Below are 22,420 nucleotides of genomic sequence, written 5' to 3'. Positions count from 1 at the left end.
CGACCTGAGGTGCCAGAGCTCCCTGAGGTAGAGGTCGTACGGCGCGGTCTGGCCGCCTTCAGCACCGGGCGGACCATCGAGTCCGTCGAGGTGCTGCACCCGCGCCCGGTGCGGAGGCATGCCGCCGGTCCGGCGGATTTCGTCTCCCGCCTCAAGGGTCAGGTGTTCGCCGAGCCCGCGCGGCGCGGCAAGTACCTGTGGCTGCCGCTGACCTCCGGCGACGCCGTCCTCACCCACCTCGGGATGAGTGGCCAGTTCCGGGTCCAGCCGGTCGGCGCGCCCGACGAACCCCACCTGCGGGTCCGGTTCCGGTTCGCCGACGACGGCGGAGAGGTCCGTTTTGTGGACCAGCGGATGTTCGGTGGTCTGTCCTACTCCGAGGGCGGCGCGGAGCTGCCCGCGGAGATCGCGCACATCGCCCGCGACCCGTTCGATCCTCTGTTCGATCCCGACGAGGTGACCGCGAAACTGCGCCGTCGCCGGACCGGACTGAAGCGCGCCCTGCTCGACCAGACCGCGGTCAGCGGGATCGGGAACATCTACGCCGACGAAACGTTGTGGCGCGCCAAGCTGCACTACGCACGCGCCACCGAGACGCTGAAACCCGTGCAGATCAAGGGAATTCTCGGTCATGCGCACGACGTGATGGCCGAGGCGCTGACCGTTGGCGGCACCAGCTTCGACGCGCTGTACGTCAACGTGAACGGCGAATCGGGGTACTTCGAACGCGGCCTGAACGTTTACGGTCAGGAGGGTTCCCCGTGCCCGCGGGACGGCCGCCCGATCCGTCGCGAACCGTTCATGAACCGTTCGTCGTACCGGTGCCCGAAATGCCAGCCGGTCCCGCGCCATGTTCGCTGGTGAACGAGGTATCGTTAATAACTGTGGCCCAGGTTGACCGTTCGGTGTCGCCGGTGTCACCCTGAAAGACGGCACAACTTTTTCAGCGCTCCGTCGTGGACCAGGACCTGGAGCGCATCGGCCAGAACCCTTCCGGAGGACAGCACAATGGCCAAGGCTCTTCTAGGGCATCTTGGAGGCACTGACCCGCGCATGCTCGAGCAGGTTCGTCTGCTCAATCGGCGCGTCGCCGACCTGGAGGCGCACGTGATGCGCTTGCAGGCTGAGAACGACCACCTGGTGGCTCAGATCCACGAGGGTCGGCTGCTCACCGTCGACGAGGCTCTGCGCACTCCCGCCTCGGTCTGACGCGGCAAGAGGTACATCCTTACCGTCACTACACTCTGTACGGCGGCGGCCCCCGTCCGGGCCACCGCCGGTTGTATGTTCAGCGAATGTTGTGCTCCCAGATCTTCTGCCGGCCGTCGTCGATCGGCCTGGCCTCCGCAGGATTCCGCGGATCGCTTTGTAGACTGCGAAGCGGAACACCTTCCCCCGGGTAGCGGCAGCGTGACGAACAGCTACGGCGGTTCCTTCGGTACCGTCTGTCCTTTCACGGGTTGGAGACCTTCGCCTTGTACCTGAAGAGCATGACGCTCCGAGGCTTCAAGTCGTTCGCGTCCGCGACGACGATGAACTTCGAACCAGGCATCACCTGCATCGTCGGGCCGAACGGCTCCGGCAAGTCCAACGTGGTGGACGCGCTGGCCTGGGTGATGGGTGAGCAGGGCGCGAAGTCGCTGCGCGGCGGCAAGATGGAGGACGTCATCTTCGCCGGCACCTCCGGCCGCTCCCCGCTGGGCCGCGCCGAGGTGGTGCTCACCATCGACAACTCCGACGGCGCGCTGCCGATCGAGTACGCCGAGGTGACGATCAGCCGGACGATGTTCCGCAACGGCGGCTCCGACTACCAGATCAACGGCCAGAACTGCCGGCTGCTCGACGTCCAGGAACTGCTCAGCGACTCCGGTATCGGCCGCGAGATGCACGTCATCGTCGGCCAGGGCCAGCTGGACTCGATCCTGCGCGCCACGCCGGAAGGCCGCCGCGGTTTCGTCGAGGAGGCCGCCGGTGTCCTGAAGCACCGCAAGCGCAAGGAAAAGGCGATCCGGAAGCTGGAGGCCACCGAGGGCAACCTGCACCGGCTCGGCGACCTGATCACCGAGATCCGCCGCCAACTGAAGCCGCTCGGGCGCCAGGCGGAGGTGGCGCGCCGGGCGGTGACGATCCAGGCGGAGGTCCGCGACGGCCGCGCCCGGCTGCTCGCCGACGACATCGTCCAGGCGCAGTCCGCGCTCGAGGCCGAGCTGCGGGACGAGGCCCGGCTGACCGAGCGGCGCTCCGAGACCGAGGCCAAGCTCCGCGAGGCCCGCGAGCTGGAGGCGGAGCTGGAGGACGCACTCCGGGAGGACGCGCCGGCGCTGCAGGCGGCGCAGGACACCTGGTACCAGCTGTCCACCTTCGGCGAAAAGATCAAGGGTACGGCGCGGATCGCGGCCGACCGGATCCGCTCACTGAACGACGAGGCCGAGGAGCCGCGGCACGGGCGCGACCCCGAGGAGCTCGAACTGGAGGCCGCTCGGGTCCGCGAGACCGAGGCGCAGATCGAGGCCGAGGTCGAGGCGCACTCCGAGATCCTCTCCGAGGCGATCGAGCGGCGCCAGCAGCTCGAGGCGCAGGAGGCCGAGGAGGAGCGCCGGATCTCCGCGCTGATCCGGGCCGCCGCTGACCGCCGTGAAGGCCTGGCCCGGCTGACCGGCCAGGTGAACGCGCTGAAGAGCCGCGCGGCCGCCGCCGAGTCCGAGATCGGCCGGCTCACCACGAACATGCGAGAGGCCGAGGCGCGCGCCGCCAAGGCCCAGCACGACTTCACCGCGCTGGAGACCCAGGTCGCCGGGCTGGACGCCGGTGAGCGGGGCCTCGACGAGGAGTACGAAGCCGCGCAGGCCGTGCTCGACGAACTGGACGAGCGGCTGGCGAAGCTGCGGGCCGAGGAGCGCGACGCCGAGCGCGAGCGCACCGGCCTGGCCGCCCGCAAGGAGGCCCTGGAGCTCGGCCTGAACCGCAAGGACGGCGCCGGCGCGCTGCTGGCCGCCTCCGAGCAGGTCAACGGCCTGATGGGGTCGGTCGCGGCGCTGCTGAGCGTGCGTTCCGGCTACGAGACGGCGATTGCCGCCGCGCTCGGTGAGGCCGCCGACGCGGTCGCCGTCACCCACGCCGACGCGGCGCTGCACGCCGTGAGCCACCTCAAGGAGCACGACCTCGGCCGCGCCGGGCTGCTCCTCGGCGATGCACCTGCCGACGACTACGACCTGTGGCCGGCCCTGCCGTACGGAGCGTCGTACGCCGTGGACGTCGTGGACTGCCCGCAGAACCTGCGCCCCGCTCTGCGGCGGCTGCTGCGCAAGGTCGCGGTCGTCGACGACGTCAACGCGGCGCGTTCCCTGGTCCGCGATCTGCCCGACGTCACGTGTACGACGCGCGCGGGCGACGTACTGGGGGCACACTTCGCGTACGGCGGGTCGGACGCCGCGCCGAGCCTGATCGAGGTGCAGTCCGCGGTCGACGAGGCGGCGGAGAAGCTGGTCGAGGCGACGGCGCGCAGCGAGCGGCTGCGGTTCGAGCTGCAGGCGCTGGAGCAGGAGCGCGCCCGCCAGAAGGAGTCCGTCGAGATCACGCTGGCCCGGCTGCACGAGTCCGACGCGGCAATGGCCGCAGTGGCCGAGCAGTTGGCGCACTTCGGGTCGCTGGCGAAGGCGTCCCGCGGCGAGGCGCAGCGGATGGCCGAGGCGATCGCGGCGGCCGAGGAGGAGCGCGACCGGAACCTCTCCGGCCTGGCCGAGCTCGAAGAGCGGCTGATGGACGCGGAAGCCATGGACGAGGACGGCGACGAGCCGGACACGTCCGAGCGGGACCGGCTGGCCGAGGAGTCCAAGGCGGCGCGGGCGGCCGAGATGGAGGCGCGGCTGGCGCTGCGGACCACCGAGGAGCGGGCCCGGGCGCTGTCCGGTCGCGCAGACTCGCTGGAGCGCGCGGCCCGGCAGGAGCGCGAGGCCCGTGCCAGGGCGATCGCCCGCGCGGCGCGGCGCGCCCGTCAGGCGGAGGCGGCGCAGGCCGTCCACCTGGCAGCCGGTCACGTGCTGGCGCGGCTCGAGCAGTCGCTGCAGCTCGCGGCGTCGGAGCGGGCAGCAATCCAGGCGCAGCGGGCCGACCGGGAACAGGCGCTCGCGCAGGCACGGTCCGCGACGCGGAACCTGAGCTCCGAGCTGGAGCAGCTGACGAACACCGTGCACCGGGACGCGCTGGCGCGGGCCGAGCAGAAGATGCGGCTCGAGGCGCTGTACGAGAAGGCGCTGGGCGAGCTCGGCATCGAGGTGGACGCGCTGGTCGCGGAATACGGCCCGGACCAGCTGGTGCCGCCGCTGCCGAAGGCCGGCGACGACGAAACGCTGGAGCTCGAGGGTGAGCCGTTCGACCGCAGCAAGGTCGAGAAGCGGCTCAAGCAGGCCGAGCGCGCGCTGAACCAGCTCGGCAAGATCAACCCGCTCGCGCTCGAGGAGTTCGAGGCGATGGAGGAGCGGCACCGCTTCCTGTCCGAGCAGCTCGAGGACCTGAAGAAGTCCCGGCGCGACCTGATGGACATCGTCAAGGAGGTCGACGAGCGGGTCGAGCAGGTCTTCACCCAGGCGTACCGCGACGTCGAGGAGGCGTTCGCGCACGTCTTCAGCAGGCTGTTCCCGGGCGGTGAGGGCCGGCTCGTGCTGACCGACCCCGACGACATGCTGACCACCGGTATCGACGTCGAGGCCCGCCCGCCGGGCAAGAAGGTCAAGCGGCTGTCGCTGCTGTCCGGCGGTGAGCGGTCACTGGTCGCGGTCGCGTTCCTGGTCGCCTTGTTCAAGGCCCGCCCGTCGCCGTTCTACATCCTCGACGAGGTCGAGGCCGCGCTCGACGACACCAACCTGGGCCGTCTGCTGGAGATCTACGAAGAACTCCGTGAGAACAGCCAGCTCCTGGTCATCACCCACCAGAAGCGCACCATGGAGGTCGCCGACGCCCTGTACGGCGTCACCATGCGCGGCGACGGCGTGTCCACCGTCATCTCCCAACGCATCCGCGAACCCGAACCGGCCTAGCGTCGGAACGGCTGCGGAGCTCGTCGCCAGGCACCGCCGGTTGCCGCGGGTCGACGCCCAGCAGTGGGTGCTGACACGGACGAGTTCTCTGCCGACCAGCTCCTCAGGCTGTGATGGTCATCGAGGCGAGTTCGTCGTTCTGGATTTCGAAGGTGAAGTGGGACGGGCCGTTGAAGCCGTCGCCGCCGACCTGGGTGCGGACGGTGAGCGGGTTGCCCGGCACGGTGACCTGGGTGCCGGTGAACGTGGCGCGCTTGCCGATCAGCTCGTTGTCGCTCCAGAACCGGATCCGGTCGTGGCCGCGGAACTCGCGGCCCCAGTCGTTCACGTAGCCGTCCGCGGCGAACGCCGCCACGAACGCGTCGTTGTCCAGCGCGTCGATCGCGTCCAGAGCGCGCTGGACCGCTGCGGGAATCTCTTGGCTCATGCAGCCGACGATAACGCTCCCTGCTCGAACCCGGGCTGATCGAACCGGTTGATCGGCTCGGTGCGATTGAACCGGGGCGTTCCTCCGTACGTGTGCCGGGATGACGGATCGGTGCGACCGAGGGAGGATCCGATGAGGCGACTGGGCGGAGTGATCGCGGCGCTCGTGCTCGGCGTGGCCGGGCTGACCGCCTGCGGCAGTGACGACGACAGCGGCACCGCGCAACCCGCGGCTTCCCCCTCGGCCGCGGCGACCGCGGTCAAGCTGGCCACCGCCGATGTCGGCGACTACGGCAAGATCATTGTCGACGGCAACGGACGGACGGTGTACGTGTACGACAAGGACACCGCCGGTACGTCGAACTGCTCGGGCGACTGCCTCGCCAAGTGGCCCGTGGTGGCCGCGGGTGCGGGACAGCCGCAGCTCGACGGCATCGACGCGGCGCTGGTCAGCACGATCACCCGGTCCGACGGCACCATGCAGCTGGCAGTCAACGGGCTGCCGCTCTACTTGTTCGTGAGCGACACCAAGCCTGGTGAGGCGAAAGGACAGGCAGTCGGGGGTGTTTGGTGGGTCGTCGGAGCGGATGGTCGGAAGATCACCACGAAACCGGGCGCATCGGGGGACGGTTACGGCTACTGAACTGATGGCGGGTTCGCTCAGTGCCGATGCGACCGTGTGGGCGCCGGTCGGCACCGGTATCGTGCGGTCGGTGGGTGACAACCCGGGGCCGGCCGACGCCGAAACCCTGATCCGTGCGCTGTACGCCGAGCACGGCCGCAGCCTGCTCGCGTATGCGACCCGCCTCACCGGAGACAGGGCCGCTGCCGAAGATGTGGTCCAGGAGACGCTGCTTCGCGCGTGGAAGCACGCGGACGACCTGTCCAGCGGCAGAGGGTCGGTGCGCGGCTGGCTGCTGACCGTGGTCCGCAACCTGGTCACCGACCGGGCACGGGCGCGTGCAGCGCGTCCGGCCGAGGTGGCGGACGTGAACGACAGTCCACCGATCGAAAGCGACCACTCCGAGTCTGTGGTGAACACCATGGTCGTGCTGGACGCGCTGGGCAAGGTGTCGCCCGAGCACCGCGACGTACTCGTCCAGCTGTACTACCGCGGCCGGTCTGTCGCGGAAGCCGCCAAGGAGCTGGGGATACCGCCCGGCACCGTGAAGTCGCGGACGTACTACGCCCTCCGAGCTCTGCGCGCGGTGATGGCAGGGAAGGCAACGGAGGTGTCCCATGAGTGAGCACGACCGTACGCAGCTGGGCGCCTACGCCCTCGGCGCACTCGAGCCGGCCGAAGCGGCGGAGGTCGACGCGCACCTGGCGACCTGTGCGGAGTGCCGCGCGGAGCTGGCCGAGCTGACCGAGCTCAAGGCCTTCCTGGGCGAGGTGCCGCCGGAAGCGTTTCTGGACGGGCCACCTGACGACGGCGACCTGTTGCTGCAGCGCACGCTGCATGAGGTGCGTGCGGTCCCAGAGGTCCCTCAGCGGGTGACGGTCAGCGGTGCGGACGTCGTACCGGCTATGCGCGCGACGCGGCGCTCACGCTGGTTGCTTGCCGCGGCTGCTGTGGTTGTGGTGGGCGGTGCACTCGGCGGAGGCGTCGTACTCGGCCGGACGACCGCACCGGACACGGTTGTCCAGCAACAGCCTGTGCCTGGCTCGACGCAGGTCACGGCGTCCGATGCGACCACGGGAGCCACCATGGCCGCAACGGTGGAGCCTCGTGAGGGCTGGACCTGGGTGCGCGTGCAGGTCACCGGTCTGAACGTCGGCGACCAGTGCGAGATGGTCGTCACCGACAAGGCGGGCAAGTACTGGATCGCGGGTAGCTGGCTGGTGTCCGAAAAGGGCGCCAAGGACGGGAGCGTGTTCGGCGGTGGCGTACTGATCCCGCCGGACCAGGTGCGCTCGGTGGAGATCAGAACGCTCCAGGGTCAACACGTGGTGACCGCCAACCTCTGAGGTGCCGCTGAACCCGGTTGCGGGGCACGAGAGGATGGAGGTGTGGCTACTACCTCCCAGGACCTGCGCCAGCGCCGGAAGAACGCGATGGACGACTGCGACCGCTGGGTCTCCCAGCGGCGCATTCCCGTACCGGAGCGGTTACGGCAGCTCGCCGAGGTGGCTACCCACGACCTGGTCGATGTCTACGGCAACGGTGGTGAGCTAGCCGAGCTGGAGCAGGAGGTGGCCGAGCTGCTGGGCAAGCCTGCTGCCGTGTTCCTGCCGACGGGCATCTTGGCGCAGCAGAGCGTTCTGCGTGTGTACGCCGACCGCGCGGGCAGTGACCGGGTAGCGGTGCACGGGCTGGCTCATCTGCTCGTCCACGAGCTCAACCCGCTCGAGGAGGTCCATCGGCTGCGCATCGAGCGCCTGACGTCCGAGCCGCGCCAACCGCGTCCTGACGAGTTGGCTGCGATTCCGGGCAAGCTGGCTGCGGTGACGCTCGAGCTGCCGCTACGCGATGCGGGCTTCGTGCTGCCGACATGGGACGAACTGGTCGTGTTCGCCGAGTCCTGTGCGCAGCGTGGCGTACCACTGCACCTGGACGGCGCTCGCCTGTGGGAGAGCACGCCGTACCTCGAGCACAGCCTGGCTGACATCGCCGCGCTGGCGTCGACCGTGTACGTGTCGTTCTACAAGGTTCTGGGCGGTATCAGTGGTGCTGCGCTGGCCGGGCCGGAAGACGTCGTCGCCGAAGTACGCCGGTGGCAGCGCCGGCTGGGCGGCAACCTGTACTCGATGTTCCCGTACGCCGTGTCCGCGCGCCACGGTCTGCGGTCGGTGCTCCCGCTGATGGATGACCTGTACCAGCGCGCCGTCGAGGTCGCGATGGCCTTGCAGAGCGAGGGTTTTCGGGTCTTTCCAGAGCCGCCGCACACCAACTCGTTCCGGGTGTACGCGCCGCGCGCGGCCGAGTCGATCGAGCAGACTGCGGTCGAGCGGATGGAGCGGACGCGCGAGGTGCTGTGCGGTCCGTGGCAGCCTGCCGACGTACCTGGGTGGTCGTGGGTCGAGCTGGTGACAACGCCGGGGACGCTGGAGTGGGAAGTCGGCGAAATTGCCAAGGCGTTCGGGGAACTTCTGGCGCACTGAGCGCGTCAGGCTCTGTGTTGGGTTGGGGATTTCGGGGAGAGAAGTGCTGACATTCGTTGTCACGATGGTCGTTCTGCTGGTTTTGTCGGGTCTGGTGCTGCTGGCCGTGGCCCGGGGTGAGGGGAAGCATTTCGGGTAGCCTTCGGTCATGAGGCGACTGGTCTTCCAGGAGTACGTCACGCTCGACGGGTACGCCGCCGGGCCGGACGGCGGGTTGGGGTTCTTCGACGCGATTGCCGCCCATCCTGACGACGACAACCTCGAGCTGCTCGACAGCGTCGACACGATGCTGCTCGGCGCCGAGACGTACCGCTTGTTCGCGGGGTACTGGCCGACCGAGGCGTCGGCCGACGAGCCGATCGCCAAGAAGCTGAACGCGCTGCGGTTGGTCGTCGTGTCGACCACGCTGAACAGCGCGCCATGGGGTGCGTACGAGCCGGGGATGGTGGTGCGCGACCTGGATGCGGTGCGTGCGTTGAAGGCGGAGCAGTCCGGGAAGGACATCATCCTGTGGGGCAGCATCACGCTGTTCCAGTCGCTGTTGCGGGTCGGCCTGGTCGACGAGGTGCAGCTGCGGATCGCGCCGGTGCTGCTGGGGGCGGGGCGGAGCGCGTTTCCGACCGGTGGGTCGCCGGTGGGACTGGAGCTGATCGAGGCGCGCCCGTGGGGCGTGGGCGGCGTACTCGTCCGGTACGAACCGGCAGCCAGGTGAGTGCCGGCAGGTGACGGCGTCGGTCAGGTGACGGCGTCGGTCAGGTGACGGCGTCGGTCAGGTGACGGCGTCGACGATGGCGTGCACGATCGGGGCGGCGATGGTGATCGTCGGGAGGATCAGCAGCGCGGCGGCAGCGCCGTACGTGACGGCCGACAGTGTCGGCTCGTTGGCCGGCGGCCCGGCGAGCCGCTGCACCCGGAGCACGGTGGACGACTTGGCCGCGGCCAGTGCCGCCTCAGGTGCCGGCGCGCCCGCCAGCGCTACCAGGGCGTGAGCGAGGGGACGCGGTCCGGTACGGCGGCGCGCGTCGTCGTCGGCGAGTAACTCGACCAGTGTGCGCGCCTGCTCCAGCGCGACATCGCTCCGCACCCAGCGTGGGAACGCGTGATGCAGTGCGGTGAACTCTTCGAGCACCAGGTCGTGCCGCGCCCGCAGGTGCGCCTGCTCATGCGCCAGCACCGCCTGGAGTTCCTTGTCGTCCAGCCGATCCAGCGCGCCGACCGACACCACGACGCGCGCACCACGCAGCGCGGGCAGGCAGTACGCGAGGGGGGTCTCCTCGGCCAGCACCCGCAGTCCGGGGATCAGCCCGTCCGGCGTCGCCAGTACGTCGACCAGATCGCGGTGCCGGCGCCGCCTGGCGCGTGTACCGACGGCAACGCGGCCGATCGCCCACAGGAGCCGTACGACGACCAGCGCCACCATTGCGAGGATCGCCGCGGCGAGCAGGTCCCGTGGTGACGAGGGATCGAACCGCGGCTCGCCCGGACGCCCGGCGATGGAGTACGACAGCGCGATCCCCGCACCGAGCGCGGACAGGACCGCGGCCAGCGCGATCGCCTGCCACAGGATGACCGCCGCGCGAGGGACGCGGTACGGCCACTCGGAGCGCGCCAGCAGGGCCGGCGCCGGGCCGGTGAGGACGAGTGCCAGAGCGGCCAGTAGTACCGGTGTTGTCACGCCGGTCTACCCCTTGCCGTCCAGCTGGGCCAGGGCCTCACGGAGCAATGCGGCCTCCTCGTCGGACACCTGACCCACGAAGCGCACCAGAGCCTCCCGGCGGTCGCCCGCCTGGTCGAGCGCGTCCCGCATCAGGTCGGCGGCCATTTCCTCACGCGGCGCGGCTGCGCGGTACCGCCAGGCCTTGCCGTCGCGTTCGCGCTCGGTCAGCTTCTTCTTGGCCAGGCGGTCCAGCACGGTCATCACCGTGGTGTAGGCGAGCTCGCGGGTGCCGGACAGCTGCTCGTGGACCTCTCGCACGGTCAGCGCACCCTCCGCGGCCCAGAGCTGCTCCATGACGAGCCGTTCCAGCTCGCCCAGGGGACGGGACCCCTGGGCCGCATGCCTGGCCCGCTGCACCGCTCCGATCGCGTCCTCTGTCGCCACGTGACCAGTATAACTACACGTCGTAGTAGATCGGCGGCGGGATCTACTACGAATCGTCGTAGATGTGCGTTAGCATCTACTACGTCATGTCGTAGATGCCCTGGGGAGGGCGTGTGGACACCCTGGATCTGGCCCGCTGGCAGTTCGCGATCACCACTGTGTACCACTTCTTCTTCGTGCCGGTGACGATCTCACTGGTCGCGATCACCGCGGGGCTGCAGACCGCCTGGTACCGCACCGGCAAGGAGAAGTACCTGCGGCTGACCAAGTTCTACGGGAAGTTGTTCCTGATCAACATCGCGATGGGTGTGGTCACCGGGCTGGTACAGGAGTTCCAGTTCGGGATGAACTGGAGCGACTACTCGCGCTTCGTGGGTGACGTGTTCGGCGCGCCACTGGCGCTCGAGGGGCTGCTCGCGTTCTTCCTCGAGTCGACGTTCATCGGGCTGTGGATGTTCGGCTGGGACCGGTTGCCGCGACTGGTGCACCTCGGGTGCATCTGGATGGTGGTGCTCGGCACGCAACTGTCGGCGTACTTCATCCTCGCCGCGAACTCGTGGATGCAGAACCCGGTCGGATTCCGCGTCAACACTGAACGAGGTCGTGCAGAGTTGACCGATCTCTGGGCGGTGTTGACGAACAAGGTTGTGCTGGTCACGTATCCGCACACGATCTTCGCGGCCTTCATGGTCGGCGGTGCGTTCGTCGCCGGGGTTGCGCTGTGGCATTTGATCCGGCGCCCCTCGGTGGACAAGGACGTGTTCCGGTCGGCGCTCAAGATCGGCGCGTCGATCGTTCTGGTTGCCAGCGCCGGTGTCGCGATCAGCGGCGATCTGCAAGGCAAGGTGATGACCGAGGTGCAGCCGATGAAGATGGCCGCCGCCGAGGCACTGTACGAGACCGAGAAGCCGGCGTCGTTCTCGGCGTTCACGATCGGCACGCTCGACGGGTCGAAGGAGATCTTCTCGATCAAGGTGCCGTACCTGCTGTCGTTCCTCGCCACGGGCCACTTCGACGGCGAGGTGCAAGGCATCAACTCGCTGCAGGAGGCGTACGAGGCGCTGTACGGGCCGGGGTCGTACAAGCCGAACATCCCGCTGACGTACTGGACCTTCCGGTTGATGATCGGTGTCGGGATGGCGTCCGCGGCGGTCGCGTTGTGGTTGCTGTGGACCACGCGCCGGGGCAGGGCCCCGAATGCCCGGCTGATCTGGCTGGCTGCGCCGCTGCCGCTGCTGCCGCTCTTCGCGAACACGTTCGGCTGGATCTTCACCGAGACCGGACGCCAACCCTGGCTGGTGTTCGGTCTGCTGCCGACGGCCTCGGGGGTGTCACCGGGGACGACCAGCGGTGAGGTGATCACGTCGCTCGTCGGCTTCACCGCGCTGTACGGCGTCCTCGCGGTGGTCGAGACCAAGTTGCTGCTGCGCACGATCCGGGCCGGCCTGGCCGGGACGGACGATCCGGCGCCCGAGACGGACCCCGGCACCGGACCGGACGAGTCCGGCAAGCCGTTGTCGTTCGCGTACTGAGCGGTCCTGAGTGGCACTGAGAGGGAACTGGGATGGAACTGACGACCGTGTGGTTCGTCGCGATCGCGACGCTGTGGACCGGCTACTTCGTGCTGGAGGGCTTCGACTTCGGGGTCGGGATGCTGCATCGCGTGATCGGCCGCAACGAGCCGGAACGCCGCGCCGCGATCGGAACGATCGGCCCGGTCTGGGACGGCAACGAGGTGTGGCTGATCATGGCCGGCGCGGCGACCTTCGCCGCGTTCCCGGAGTGGTACGCGACGCTGTTCAGCGGCTTCTACTTGCCGCTGTTCGCCATCCTGATCGGGTTGATCGTGCGCGGTGTCGCGCTGGAGTACCGCGGTAAGCGGGACGAGCCGGTGTGGCGGGCGCGGATGGACGCGATGATCGTCGTCGGGTCGTTGGTGCCGGCGCTGCTCTGGGGTGTTGCTTTCGGCAACATTGTGCGCGGGGTGCCGTTGGACAACAACCACGAGTACGTCGGCGGCTTCGGGACCTTGCTGAATCCGTTCGCCTTACTCGGTGGCCTGACGTTCGTCGCGGTGTTCGTCACACACGGCGCGATCTTCCTGGCGTTGCGCACCACCGACGAGTTGCGGGTCCGCGCGAACCGGCTCGCGACGCGCACGGGGCTGGTTGCCGCGGTGCTCGCGGTGGCGTTTCTCGCCTGGGCGCAGGTGTTGCGCGGTGACGCCGTCTCGGTGGGTCTCGCGGTCGGTGCGGCTGTTGCCTTCGTCGGCGGTCTGGTTGCGAACACAATGCGCCGTGAGGGCTGGGCGTTCACCGGGACGACGGTGGCGATCGCCTTGACTGTGGTGTCGTTGTTCGTCGCGCTGTTCCCCGACGTGATGCCGTCAACACTTGATCCCTCATCAACATTGACAACAGTTGATGCGGCGTCAACGCCGTACACATTGAAGGCAATGACGATCATCACCGCGATCTTCTTCCCGCTGGTGTTGGTGTACCAAGGGTGGACGTACTGGGTGTTCCGCAAGCGTGTGCTGGTGGCGGCGGCATGAAGCCGCTCGATCCACGGCTGCTGCGGAGCGCGCGTGGAGCCCGGGTGTTCCTGGCGGCGTCGGTCCTCATCGGGGTGCTCAGCGGCGTACTGATCATCGTGCAGGCCGTGTTACTGGCGCACGGCATTGCGGGTGTCGTGCTGCGCGGGAGTGGTGTCGCTGCGGTCGCTCTGGCGCTGGCTGCCGTCGTACTGGGGCGGGCGCTGCTGGTGTGGGCACAGGAGGTGGTCGCACAGCGCGCTGCGGCGGCAGTTAAGTCGACGCTGCGGCGCCAGGTGCTGGAACACTCGCTGAAGCTCGGCCCGGTCTGGCTGAGCAGTGAACGCAGCAGTGCGCTCACAACGCTGCTGACAAAGGGCCTGGACGACCTGGACCCGTACTTCGCACGCTATCTGCCCCAGCTGGTGCTGGCTGCCACGGTGCCGGCTGGAGTGATCGGCTGGATGGCGACCGGCGACCTGATCGCTGCCGGGACCGTACTGATCACGCTGCCGCTGATCCCGATCTTCATGGCGCTGATCGGGTGGGTGACCCAAGCGCGCAGCCAGCGCCGTCAGCGTGCCTTGGCCGTTCTCGCACATCACTTCGCAGATGTGGTCGGTGGGCTCACCACGCTGAAGCTGTTCGGTCGGGCGAAGGGCCAGGAGGCGGCGGTGCGGCGGGTGACCGACAAGCACCGGGCCGCGTCGATGGGCAGCCTGCGGATCGCGTTCCTGTCCTCGTTGGCGTTGGAGTTGCTGGCCAGCCTGTCCGTGGCCCTGGTCGCGGTGGGCGTCGGTCTCCGGGTCGTAGACGGCAGGTTGGGGCTCGAGACAGCGCTGATGGTGCTGATCCTGGCGCCGGAGGCGTACCTGCCGTTGCGTCAGGTCGGCATGCAGTTCCACGCGAGCGCGGACGGTGTCGCGGCGAGCGAGGAGGTCTTCCGAGTACTGGAGACACCGCTGCCGGTCCGTGGTGAGCGCACCGACGTACCGGATCTGCGGGTGACTCCGCTGTACCTGTACGACGTGACGGTGACCTATCCCGGTCGTGAGGCGCCGGCGCTGGACGGGTTCGACCTGGAGCTGCGGCCGGGCGAGGTGGTCGCTCTGACGGGACCGAGCGGTGCTGGGAAGTCGACGGTGCTGGCCGCGCTGCTGGGGTTCGTCGAGCCGGAGCGCGGGTTCGTTGTCGCCGGCGGGAGCGCGGCCGACGAGTTCGATCCGGTGGTGTGGCGGCGGCAATTCGCGTGGGTACCGCAGCGGCCCGGTCTGCGCCTCGGGACGGTCGCCGACAACGTACGGCTCGGCCGGCCGGACGCCTCGGACGACGAGGTCCGCCTCGCACTCCTGCAGGCCGGTGCTGCCGACCTCCCCCTCGACAAACCCGTGGGCGAACAAGGCCAACAGCTCTCCGGCGGTCAACAACGCCGAGTCGCACTGGCCCGCGCCCTCCTCACCAACGCCCCCGTCCTCCTTCTGGACGAACCCACCGCAGGCCTCGACCCCGACACCGAAGCCGAAGTCATCCGCTCCCTCCGCACCACTGCCCGCACCATCCTCCTGATCGCGCACCGCCCCACCCTCATAGCCGCCGCAGACCGCGCTGTCCCGGTCACCGCCCAAGAGTTGGTCCCCACATGAACCCCACGCCGCCCACGCGCCAGGCCACCATCAACCAGACGCGCGCCCAGGCGAGCGCGTCTGCCGACCTGGGCAGCCGAGCGACCGAGCCCGCCCACCCCAGCGCCCACCCAACCGCCCACGCCCGCGGACAGGCGAGCGCGTCTGCCGACCTGGGCAGCCGAGCGACCGAGTCCGCCCACCCCGGCGCCCAGGTGGCGGGGTTGTACGCGCTTGCTCGGCCGGAACGGCGGGTTGGGTGGCGGTTGGTGGCGGCTCTGGCGTTGGGGGTTGCGGCGGCTGGGTCTGCGGTGGGGTTGCTGGCTACTTCGGCTTGGTTGATCACGGCGGCTTCGGCGCAGCCTCCGGTGTTGTTGTTGATGGTGCCGATCGTGGCGGTACGGGCGTTTGGGGTGGGGCGCGGTGTGTTCCGGTACGTCGAGCGGCTTGTCGGGCACGATGCGGCGTACCGGGTGCTGGGGGAGACCCGCGCGCGCATCACGACGCGGTTGGAGAAGACCGCCCCGCTGGCCTCGCAACGCAAGGGTGACCTGCTCGCCCGGCTGGTGCTGGACGTGGACGCGGTTCTCGATCTCTGGTTGCGAGTACTACTGCCCGTTGCAGTCGCCGCAGTCACCGCAGCGGCCACAGTTGCTCTGCTGGCGGTACTGCTCCCGACAGCAGGTGCAGTGGTCGCACTGGCAGTACTGGTCGCCTGCACCGTCGTACCGTGGCTGACGGCCCGCACCGCGGCCCGTGCCGAGCGAAGCCTCGCCGGCGCCCGCGGCGATGTCGCAGCCACCACAACCGAGTCCCTGCTCACAGCAGCGGACGTGGTCGCCTACAACGCGATCGATGCAGTCCTGGACGAGTTCAGCCGCCGTGACGCCCGACTGGCAGCAGCAGAGCGCCGGTCCGCCTGGAGTGCCGGTCTGGGCAGCGCGCTGCTCGTACTGTGCGTGGGTGGCGCCAGCATCGCCGCACTGGTTCTCGGCAGTACTGCGGACATCACCGGAGCCGTCTTCGCCGTACTGGTCCTCACCCCGCTCGCCCTGGCCGACGTACTCGGCGGAATCCCCGTAGCCGCCCAGCTGGCCATCCGCGTCCGCGCCTCCCTCGCCAGAGTCCAGGAACTGCTGGACACCCCGGCACCCGTCACTGACCCACCCAACCCGCTACCACTCCCCACCGGCCGGCACCTCCAGCTCCGACACCTCCACGCGGGCTACAGCAACACCGGCCCCCACAACACCAGCCTCCGCAACGCCAGCTCCGACAACACCGGCTCCCACAACACCGGCTCCGAGAACACCGGGTACGGCGGCGTTGGACGTGGTGACGTGCTCAAGGGCTTGAGCGTGGACGTGCCGGCAGGGAGTCGGGTGGTGGTTACCGGGGCCAGCGGGGCTGGGAAGAGCACGCTGGCGTTGGTGTTGTTGCGGTTCTTGGAGCCTTGGGGTGGGGAGGTGTTGCTGGGTGGCGTGGATGTGCGGCAGCTGGAAGGCGACCAGGTGCGGTCTGTGGTAGGGCTGCTGACGCAGGAGAGTCATGTGTTCGACACGAGCATCAGGGAAAACCTGCTGCTCGCGAAGCCGGGTGCCAGCGACCTGCAACTCTGGAACGCGCTCTACCGCGCCCGGCTCGGACAGTTCGTCGAGAAGCTGCCCGACGGGCTCGACACGATGGTCGGCGAGCACGGTGCGCGGCTGTCTGGCGGTGAGCGTCAGCGGCTCGCGTTCGCACGGCTGTTGCTCGCGGACCGCGACGTACTGGTGCTGGACGAGCCGACGGAGCACCTGGACGAGGAGACCGGCCGGATACTGCTCGCCGACCTGTTCGCGGCGGCGGGGGACCGGACCGTGGTGCTGCTCACGCATCGGCCTGAGCTGGTGCCCCCTCACGTACCGCGACAACTGGTTTGCCTGACGTGACAAATGCGGGCGGCGGGCCGGGCGTCTGTCAAGATGGGGAATCGTGACCCCATTGCTCGTCTCGCTGCTCTCCCTGATGCTGTCCTCGTCATCGGCCCTGTCATCGGCCCTGTCATCGGCCCCGCTGTCGGTGCCGCTGCTCACCGACCAGGCCCTGATCACGATCGTCGTGGCGATCGCGGTCGTGCTGGTCGTCGGCACCACCGGCCTGGTCGTCGCGCGCCGGCGCCGCGCCGAGCTGCCGCCGAGCGCGCCGAAGCCTTCGGTGGAGGCCGGCGAGCCGACGGTCGGTGAGGACGCCGAGGAGCCGCGTGACACCCCGACGCGCACGCTGGAGGACACCGAGCTCCCGGAGCCGGAGCCCGAGACGGCGGTCGAGAAGCCGGAGTCCGCGCAGGGCCGTCTGGTCCGGCTGCGTGCCCGGCTGGCGCGCTCGCAGGGGTCGCTCGGCAAGGGCTTGCTCGCGCTGCTGTCGCGCGACAAGCTGGACGAAGAGGCGTGGGAGGACATCGAAACCACGCTGATCACCGCCGACGTCGGCGTGGCCCCGACGCAGGAGCTGGTCGAGAAGCTGCGTACCCGGATCCGCGTCGAAGGCGTCGGGGCCGACGAGGCGCGGCAGATCCTCCGCGAGGAGCTCATCGAGCTGGTCGACCCGGGCCTCGACCGGTCGCTGAACGTCACCCGCAAGGAGGCGCAGCCCGCGGTGGTGCTGGTCGTCGGCGTGAACGGCACCGGCAAGACCACCACGGTCGGCAAGCTCGCCCGTGTCCTGGTCGCGGAGGACAAGCAGGTCGTTCTGGGTGCTGCGGACACGTTCCGTGCTGCCGCGGCCGACCAGTTGCAGACCTGGGGTGAGCGCGTCGGCGTCCGGACCGTCCGTGGTCCGGAGGGCGGCGACCCGGCCAGCATCGCGTTCGACGCGGTGAAGCAGGGCATCGAGGAGGAGGCCGACGTCGTCCTGGTCGACACCGCCGGCCGCCTGCACACCAAGACCGGCCTGATGGACGAGCTCGGCAAGGTGAAGCGCGTCATCGAGAAGACCGCCGAGGTCGACGAGGTGCTGCTCGTCATCGACGCGACCACCGGCCAGAACGGCCTCACCCAGGCGCGCGTGTTCGCGGAGGTCATCAACGTGACCGGCCTGGTGCTGACCAAGCTGGACGGTACGGCGAAGGGCGGCATCGTGATCGCGGTACAGCGCGAACTCGGCGTACCGGTGAAGCTGGTCGGTCTGGGCGAAGGTGCCGACGACCTGGCCCCGTTCGACGCGGAGCAGTTCGTCGACGCCCTGCTGGACTGACGCGGACGAACCGCACCGGCAAGCTGGACCGAAAGCGCAAAACATCGACCGGACCGATGTAGAGAACCGAACCGCGGCTCCGTCTCCCGGGTAGGAACCCATCGAGGAGGAGAACGACATGACGAAGTTCATGCTGTTGATGAACATGGACGGCGGTAACTGCGACACCCCGATGCTGGAGTGGGACGAGGCCGACATGAAGGCCCACCTGCAGTACCTGGGTGATCATGTCGAGCGGTTGCGGCGCAGCGGCGAGCTGGTCGAGGTGAACGCGCTGACCTGGCCGAAGCACGCGAAGGTGGTCCGGGCGTCGGCCGTCAGCGCACCGGTGCTGACGGACGGTCCGTACGCCGAGGCCAAGGAAGTGCTGGCCGGCTACACGATGATCGACGTGGAGTCCGAGGAACGCGCACTGGAGATCGCCGCGGAGCAGTCGGCCGCGCCGGGCCCGGGCGGCGTGCCGCTGGAGCAACCGATCGAAGTGCGCCGGGTCATGGAGTCGGATGCCGAACTCCACGACTTCTGACCCGCACGAGCACCTCGAGGACCTGCTGCGGGAGCTGACGCCGCAGGTCCTCGGAGCCGTCGTGCGCTGGTCAGGTGACTTCGCCCTGGCGGAGGACGCCGTTCAGGAGGCGCTGCTCGCTGCTGCGACCACCTGGCCGCGTGACGGCCGGCCGGACAACCCGAAGAGCTGGCTGATCCAGACTGCAACGAGACGGCTGATCGACGAGGTACGTCAGCAGCAGGCCCGCCGGCGTCGTGAGGAACGGGCAGCGCTACGCGAAGTACCGCCCGGTGAGGTCGAGGAGTACGACGACACGCTGCGGCTGCTGTTCTTGTGTTGCCATCCGTCCCTCACTCCGGCCTCGGCGATCGCCTTGACGCTCCGAGCGGTCGGCGGCCTCACCACGGCCGAGATCGCCACGGCGTACCTGGTGCCCGAGGCGACGATGGCGCAGCGGATCAGCCGGGCGAAGTCGAAGCTGAAGGGTGCCAGCTTCGAGCTGGACGCGGACCCGGACCGGCTGCGCAACGTCCTCCACGTGCTGTACCTGATGTTCAACGAGGGCTACACCAGCACCAGCGGGCCGGCGCTGCACCGCAGCGACCTGTCCAGTGAGGCGATTCGGCTGACCCGCGCCGTACGGTCGCAGCTCCCGGACGACCGCCAGGTGACCGGCCTGCTCGCGTTGATGCTGTTGACCGACGCGCGGCGTGCAGCACGCACCGGGCCGAACGGAGAGCTCGTTCCGCTGGCCGAACAGGACCGGTCCTTGTGGGACCACGACTACATCGCCGAAGGCGTAGGGCTGGCCGTCGAGGCGTTCCAGACGCCGCTCGGTGAGTACCAGATCCAGGCTGCGATCGCTGCGCTGCACGACGAGGTCGACCGCGCCGAGGACACCGACTGGCCGCAGATCCTCGCGCTCTACGGTCTGCTCGAGGACCTGTCCGGCAACCCGATGGTGAAGCTCAACCGCGCGATCGCGGCAGCCATGGTGGACGGCCCGGACGCCGGCCTGAAGCTGCTGGACGCCGTGGACGACGAACTGGCCGGCCACTACCGGCTGGACGCGACCCGCGGCCACCTCTACGAGCTGCGCGGCGACACGTCACGTGCCGCCGAGTACTTCCGCTCGGCGGCACGCGGGACGACGAGTCTCCCGGAGCGCAACTACCTGATGACCAAGGCCGCCTCCCTGCGCTGACGAGCCGGCGACCGAGCCAGCAGCACAGGCGGCAGCACACGGCCCGCAGTACCACCGGCAGGTCAGCTGTACTGCGCGAACGTCGCCAGGTCCTCGTCCGTGGCCAGTAGCAGCCGCAGCAGGACACGTGCCTTGTACGGGTCGAGGAAACCACCGTCGATCAGCCCGCGCTGCAGCAGGTCGGTTTCCGAGCCGGGGGAGTTGTAGGTGTTCCGAACGATCGACCCGGCACCGGTCCGCGACGTCAGCACGACAGGCATCCGCTGCGCCAGCTCACCGAGCACTGGGGCCAGGTGTGCGGGCACATGCCCCACGCCGAAGCCGGCGACCACCAGGCCCTGGTGCGTATCGGCGAGTCCCTGCAGCAGCAGCCCGTCGTCGTCCAGCGTGACCGTGTAGAGCGCGACGCGCACGTTGTCCAGCTCGGCCGGCTCGACGTTGCCCTGGACGCCGTCGAGCCGCAATGGACGAGTGAGGATCCGGACGCGGTCTTCGACCACGTGGCCGATCGGACCGGCGTTCGGCGACACGAACGTCGCCGTACTCGTGCTGTGCGTCTTGCGTACCCACCGGGCCGCGTGGACCTCCTCCTTGAACACGACCAGTGCACCGAGGTCACGGGCCGCGGGGGAGCAGGCGACGCGCAGGGCGGCCAGCAGGTTCGCCGGGCCGTCCGGACCAGCCAGCGTGGGGTTCCGCATCGCTCCGGTGAACACCAGCGGTTGCGGGTGCGGCCACACCAGGTCGGCGAGGAAGGCGCTCTCTTCCAGCGTGTCGGTGCCCTGGGTGACCACGACGCCGGCAGCTCCGGCAGCGACTGCCTTGGAGGCGGCGTCGACGACCTCCAGCAGCTGTGCGGCCGTCAGGTTGGCGCTGGGGATCTTCTCGACGTCCTGGATCTCCACCGGGTGGCCGAGCTCGGCCAGCCCGGGTACGGCGGCGGTCAGGTCGTCACCGGTCAGCCGGTGCGCACCGGCCATCGAAATGGTCCCGCCCAACGTGAACAACGCGACGCTCACTGCATGTCTCCTATCGGGTTCGCGCTCTGACGTGCATCCGCTCCCCTTGCGGGCCGTAAAGACATAGCAGTTCGGCCGGTCCAGGGCCCGGATTGGCGAACCAATGCGGCACTCGGCAGTCGAACTCGACCGTCTCGCCCTCCTTGACCACGAAGTCCTGGTCGCCGAGTTTGAGCCGGATCCGGCCGGACAGCACATAGAACCAGTCGTAGCCCTCGTGGGTCTTCTGCTCGACGTCGTTGCCCGGATAGCCCTCCGGAAGGATCTGCTTGAAGGCCTGCAGTCCACCCGGCCGCCGGCTCAGCGGGATGTGCACGGTGCCGTGCCGCTTGATCGGCTTCGCGTAGATCCGCGGGTCACCTGTCGGTGGCGCGTCGACCAGCTCGTCCAGCTGGACCTGGTGCGCCCTGGCCAGCGGCAGCAGCAGCTCCAGCGTCGGGCGGCGCTGCCCCGACTCCAGCCGGGACAGCGTGCTGACCGAAATGCCGGTGGTCTCGGACAGCTGCGCCAGCGTCGTCCCGCGCTCGCTGCGGAGGGCTCGCAGCCGCGGGCCGACGGACTGGAGAACATCGTCGTCGTTTGCCATACCGGCAACATTACTTGTCGAAAATGAAAATCACCACGGAGGCTGGACGCAGACCGGAAGAACGGCAGACAGTGGGAACGAGGAGTGCAGAGATGACGAAGTACGACGTGATCGTGATCGGTGGCGGTGCGGCCGGGCTGAGCGGTGCGCAGGCGCTGGTCCGGTCCCGCCGCTCGGTGCTGGTCGTCGACGACGGTACGCCGCGCAACGCGCCGGCCGACGGTGTCCACAACTTCCTGACGCGCGACGGCGTACCGCCACAGGATCTCTACGCGATCGGACGCCGGGAGGTCCGGGCGTACGGCGGTGACTTCGCCGACGGCACCGTGACAGCCGCCCGGCGTGACGACGACGGGTTCACCGTAGAGGTGTCCGACGGTACGACGTACCGCAGCAGGCGATTGCTGGTGGCGACAGGGCTCAGCGACGTACTGCCCGATGTACCAGGGCTGGCGGACCGGTGGGGCAAGGACGTGGTGCACTGCCCGTACTGCCACGGCTGGGAGGTGCGGGACCAGGCCATCGGCGTTCTGGCCACGAGTTCGATGGCACTGCACCAGGTGCAGCTGTTCCGGCAGCTGAGCGACGACGTGACGCTGTTCCTGCACACTGCGCCGGAGCCGACCGAGGAGCAGTGGGAGGAGCTGGCTGCTCGCGGTATCTCCGTGGTGCAAGGGAAAGTCGAGCAGGTCGAGGTGACCGACGACAAACTCAGGGGAGTGCGGCTGAAGGGTGGCAAGGTCGTTCCACGACAGGCACTCGCCGTACAGACCACGGTGCGGGCCCGTGCGGGCTTCCTGACCGACCTGGGTCTGCAGGCCACGTTGGTGGAGGCAAACGGACTTGAGGTCGGGACTGCAATCCACGTCGACGCCAGAGGTGCGACGGAGGCCCCTGGTGTGTTCGCCGCCGGCAACGTGACCAATCCGATGGCGCAGGTGATGCCCTCCGCGGCGGCCGGTCTGATGGCCGGGGCGGCGCTCAACTACGACCTGATCGAGGAAGAGACACGTCTGGCGGTAGCAGCCCGCAGCCGATGAGGAGTTGAA

General features: G+C 69.1%; 21 protein-coding genes. 16 read left to right on the top strand and 5 right to left on the bottom strand.

What is annotated here, in order from left to right:
- The first annotated feature begins 9 nt into the window (after positions 1 to 9).
- The 3 genes from mutM to smc all read left to right on the top strand — a co-directional run bounded on the left by mutM (position 10) and on the right by smc (position 5,036).
- Positions 10 to 864: a bifunctional DNA-formamidopyrimidine glycosylase/DNA-(apurinic or apyrimidinic site) lyase gene (gene mutM, locus AB0B82_RS22755; RefSeq protein WP_360171818.1), complete on the top strand. Its 855-nt coding sequence runs from the start codon at positions 10 to 12 to the stop codon at positions 862 to 864.
- 189 nt (positions 865 to 1,053) lie between these two features.
- Complete coding sequence (locus tag AB0B82_RS22750; RefSeq protein ID WP_238151152.1) at positions 1,054 to 1,209, top strand: hypothetical protein; 156 nt, start codon at positions 1,054 to 1,056, stop codon at positions 1,207 to 1,209.
- 266 nt (positions 1,210 to 1,475) lie between these two features.
- Positions 1,476 to 5,036 carry a chromosome segregation protein SMC gene (gene smc / locus AB0B82_RS22745; RefSeq protein WP_360171848.1) on the top strand — a complete coding sequence of 1,187 codons (3,561 nt, stop codon included), beginning with the start codon at positions 1,476 to 1,478 and terminating at the stop codon, positions 5,034 to 5,036.
- A 103-nt stretch (positions 5,037 to 5,139) separates the two neighbouring features.
- Here the strand turns inward: smc and AB0B82_RS22740 are convergent, their stop codons facing one another.
- Positions 5,140 to 5,463: a nuclear transport factor 2 family protein gene (locus tag AB0B82_RS22740; protein ID WP_360171815.1), complete on the bottom strand. Its 324-nt coding sequence runs from the start codon at positions 5,461 to 5,463 to the stop codon at positions 5,140 to 5,142.
- A gap of 132 nt (positions 5,464 to 5,595) precedes the next feature.
- Between AB0B82_RS22740 and AB0B82_RS22735 the strand changes: the two genes are divergently transcribed.
- From AB0B82_RS22735 to AB0B82_RS22715, 5 genes are all read left to right on the top strand, one after another.
- Entirely contained in the window at positions 5,596 to 6,105 is a 510-nt protein-coding gene (locus AB0B82_RS22735) for a hypothetical protein (RefSeq protein WP_360171812.1), read from the top strand.
- Between the two features lie 70 nt (positions 6,106 to 6,175).
- On the top strand, positions 6,176 to 6,709 hold the full coding sequence (locus AB0B82_RS22730; protein ID WP_360171809.1) for a sigma-70 family RNA polymerase sigma factor: 534 nt from the start codon (positions 6,176 to 6,178) through the stop codon (positions 6,707 to 6,709).
- Positions 6,702 to 7,430 carry a zf-HC2 domain-containing protein gene (locus AB0B82_RS22725; RefSeq protein ID WP_360171806.1) on the top strand — a complete coding sequence of 243 codons (729 nt, stop codon included), beginning with the start codon at positions 6,702 to 6,704 and terminating at the stop codon, positions 7,428 to 7,430. Before AB0B82_RS22730 ends, AB0B82_RS22725 begins: the two co-directional genes overlap by 8 nt.
- Before the next feature lie 42 nt (positions 7,431 to 7,472).
- Positions 7,473 to 8,564, top strand: a complete 1,092-nt coding sequence (locus AB0B82_RS22720) for a beta-eliminating lyase-related protein (protein ID WP_360171803.1) — start codon at positions 7,473 to 7,475, stop codon at positions 8,562 to 8,564.
- A gap of 148 nt (positions 8,565 to 8,712) precedes the next feature.
- Positions 8,713 to 9,276: a dihydrofolate reductase family protein gene (locus tag AB0B82_RS22715; RefSeq protein WP_360171800.1), complete on the top strand. Its 564-nt coding sequence runs from the start codon at positions 8,713 to 8,715 to the stop codon at positions 9,274 to 9,276.
- A gap of 57 nt (positions 9,277 to 9,333) precedes the next feature.
- On the opposite strand, the gene AB0B82_RS22710 is transcribed toward AB0B82_RS22715, so the two are convergent.
- Together AB0B82_RS22710 and AB0B82_RS22705 are read right to left on the bottom strand one after the other, a co-directional pair.
- Positions 9,334 to 10,239, bottom strand: coding sequence for a M48 family metalloprotease (locus AB0B82_RS22710; RefSeq protein ID WP_360171797.1), 906 nt, complete (start codon positions 10,237 to 10,239; stop codon positions 9,334 to 9,336).
- Between the two features lie 6 nt (positions 10,240 to 10,245).
- Positions 10,246 to 10,665 carry a BlaI/MecI/CopY family transcriptional regulator gene (locus AB0B82_RS22705; RefSeq protein ID WP_360171794.1) on the bottom strand — a complete coding sequence of 140 codons (420 nt, stop codon included), beginning with the start codon at positions 10,663 to 10,665 and terminating at the stop codon, positions 10,246 to 10,248.
- Positions 10,666 to 10,778: 113 nt separating this feature from the next.
- Here AB0B82_RS22705 and AB0B82_RS22700 point away from each other — a divergent pair, with 113 nt between their 5' ends.
- The 7 genes from AB0B82_RS22700 to AB0B82_RS22670 all read left to right on the top strand — a co-directional run bounded on the left by AB0B82_RS22700 (position 10,779) and on the right by AB0B82_RS22670 (position 19,766).
- Positions 10,779 to 12,197: a cytochrome ubiquinol oxidase subunit I gene (locus AB0B82_RS22700; protein WP_360171791.1), complete on the top strand. Its 1,419-nt coding sequence runs from the start codon at positions 10,779 to 10,781 to the stop codon at positions 12,195 to 12,197.
- A gap of 32 nt (positions 12,198 to 12,229) precedes the next feature.
- Positions 12,230 to 13,219, top strand: coding sequence for a cytochrome d ubiquinol oxidase subunit II (gene cydB, locus AB0B82_RS22695; RefSeq protein ID WP_360171788.1), 990 nt, complete (start codon positions 12,230 to 12,232; stop codon positions 13,217 to 13,219).
- On the top strand, positions 13,216 to 14,841 hold the full coding sequence (gene cydD, locus AB0B82_RS22690; protein ID WP_360171785.1) for a thiol reductant ABC exporter subunit CydD: 1,626 nt from the start codon (positions 13,216 to 13,218) through the stop codon (positions 14,839 to 14,841). Before cydB ends, cydD begins: the two co-directional genes overlap by 4 nt.
- Positions 14,842 to 15,035: 194 nt before the next feature.
- Entirely contained in the window at positions 15,036 to 16,751 is a 1,716-nt protein-coding gene (locus AB0B82_RS22685) for a thiol reductant ABC exporter subunit CydC (protein WP_360171845.1), read from the top strand.
- Positions 16,752 to 16,827: 76 nt separating this feature from the next.
- Positions 16,828 to 18,054 carry a signal recognition particle-docking protein FtsY gene (ftsY, locus tag AB0B82_RS22680; protein ID WP_360171842.1) on the top strand — a complete coding sequence of 409 codons (1,227 nt, stop codon included), beginning with the start codon at positions 16,828 to 16,830 and terminating at the stop codon, positions 18,052 to 18,054.
- A 118-nt stretch (positions 18,055 to 18,172) separates the two neighbouring features.
- The gene (locus AB0B82_RS22675) at positions 18,173 to 18,580 is read left to right on the top strand and encodes a YciI family protein (protein WP_360171783.1); all 408 of its coding nucleotides are present in this window, start codon (positions 18,173 to 18,175) and stop codon (positions 18,578 to 18,580) included.
- Complete coding sequence (locus AB0B82_RS22670; protein ID WP_360171780.1) at positions 18,558 to 19,766, top strand: sigma-70 family RNA polymerase sigma factor; 1,209 nt, start codon at positions 18,558 to 18,560, stop codon at positions 19,764 to 19,766. Before AB0B82_RS22675 ends, AB0B82_RS22670 begins: the two co-directional genes overlap by 23 nt.
- Before the next feature lie 62 nt (positions 19,767 to 19,828).
- On the opposite strand, the gene AB0B82_RS22665 is transcribed toward AB0B82_RS22670, so the two are convergent.
- Together AB0B82_RS22665 and AB0B82_RS22660 are read right to left on the bottom strand one after the other, a co-directional pair.
- Complete coding sequence (locus AB0B82_RS22665) at positions 19,829 to 20,785, bottom strand: asparaginase (protein WP_360171777.1); 957 nt, start codon at positions 20,783 to 20,785, stop codon at positions 19,829 to 19,831.
- 10 nt (positions 20,786 to 20,795) lie between these two features.
- Positions 20,796 to 21,371 carry a helix-turn-helix transcriptional regulator gene (locus AB0B82_RS22660; RefSeq protein WP_360171774.1) on the bottom strand — a complete coding sequence of 192 codons (576 nt, stop codon included), beginning with the start codon at positions 21,369 to 21,371 and terminating at the stop codon, positions 20,796 to 20,798.
- A 92-nt stretch (positions 21,372 to 21,463) separates the two neighbouring features.
- Between AB0B82_RS22660 and AB0B82_RS22655 the strand changes: the two genes are divergently transcribed.
- Complete coding sequence (locus AB0B82_RS22655; RefSeq protein ID WP_360171771.1) at positions 21,464 to 22,411, top strand: NAD(P)/FAD-dependent oxidoreductase; 948 nt, start codon at positions 21,464 to 21,466, stop codon at positions 22,409 to 22,411.
- Positions 22,412 to 22,420 lie beyond the last annotated feature (9 nt).

The sequence above is a fragment of the Kribbella sp. NPDC048915 genome, assembly GCF_040649595.1.
Taxonomy (GTDB): domain Bacteria; phylum Actinomycetota; class Actinomycetes; order Propionibacteriales; family Kribbellaceae; genus Kribbella.
Note: the sequence above shows the minus strand (reverse complement) of the source record. Positions and strands in the feature narration are given on the sequence as shown.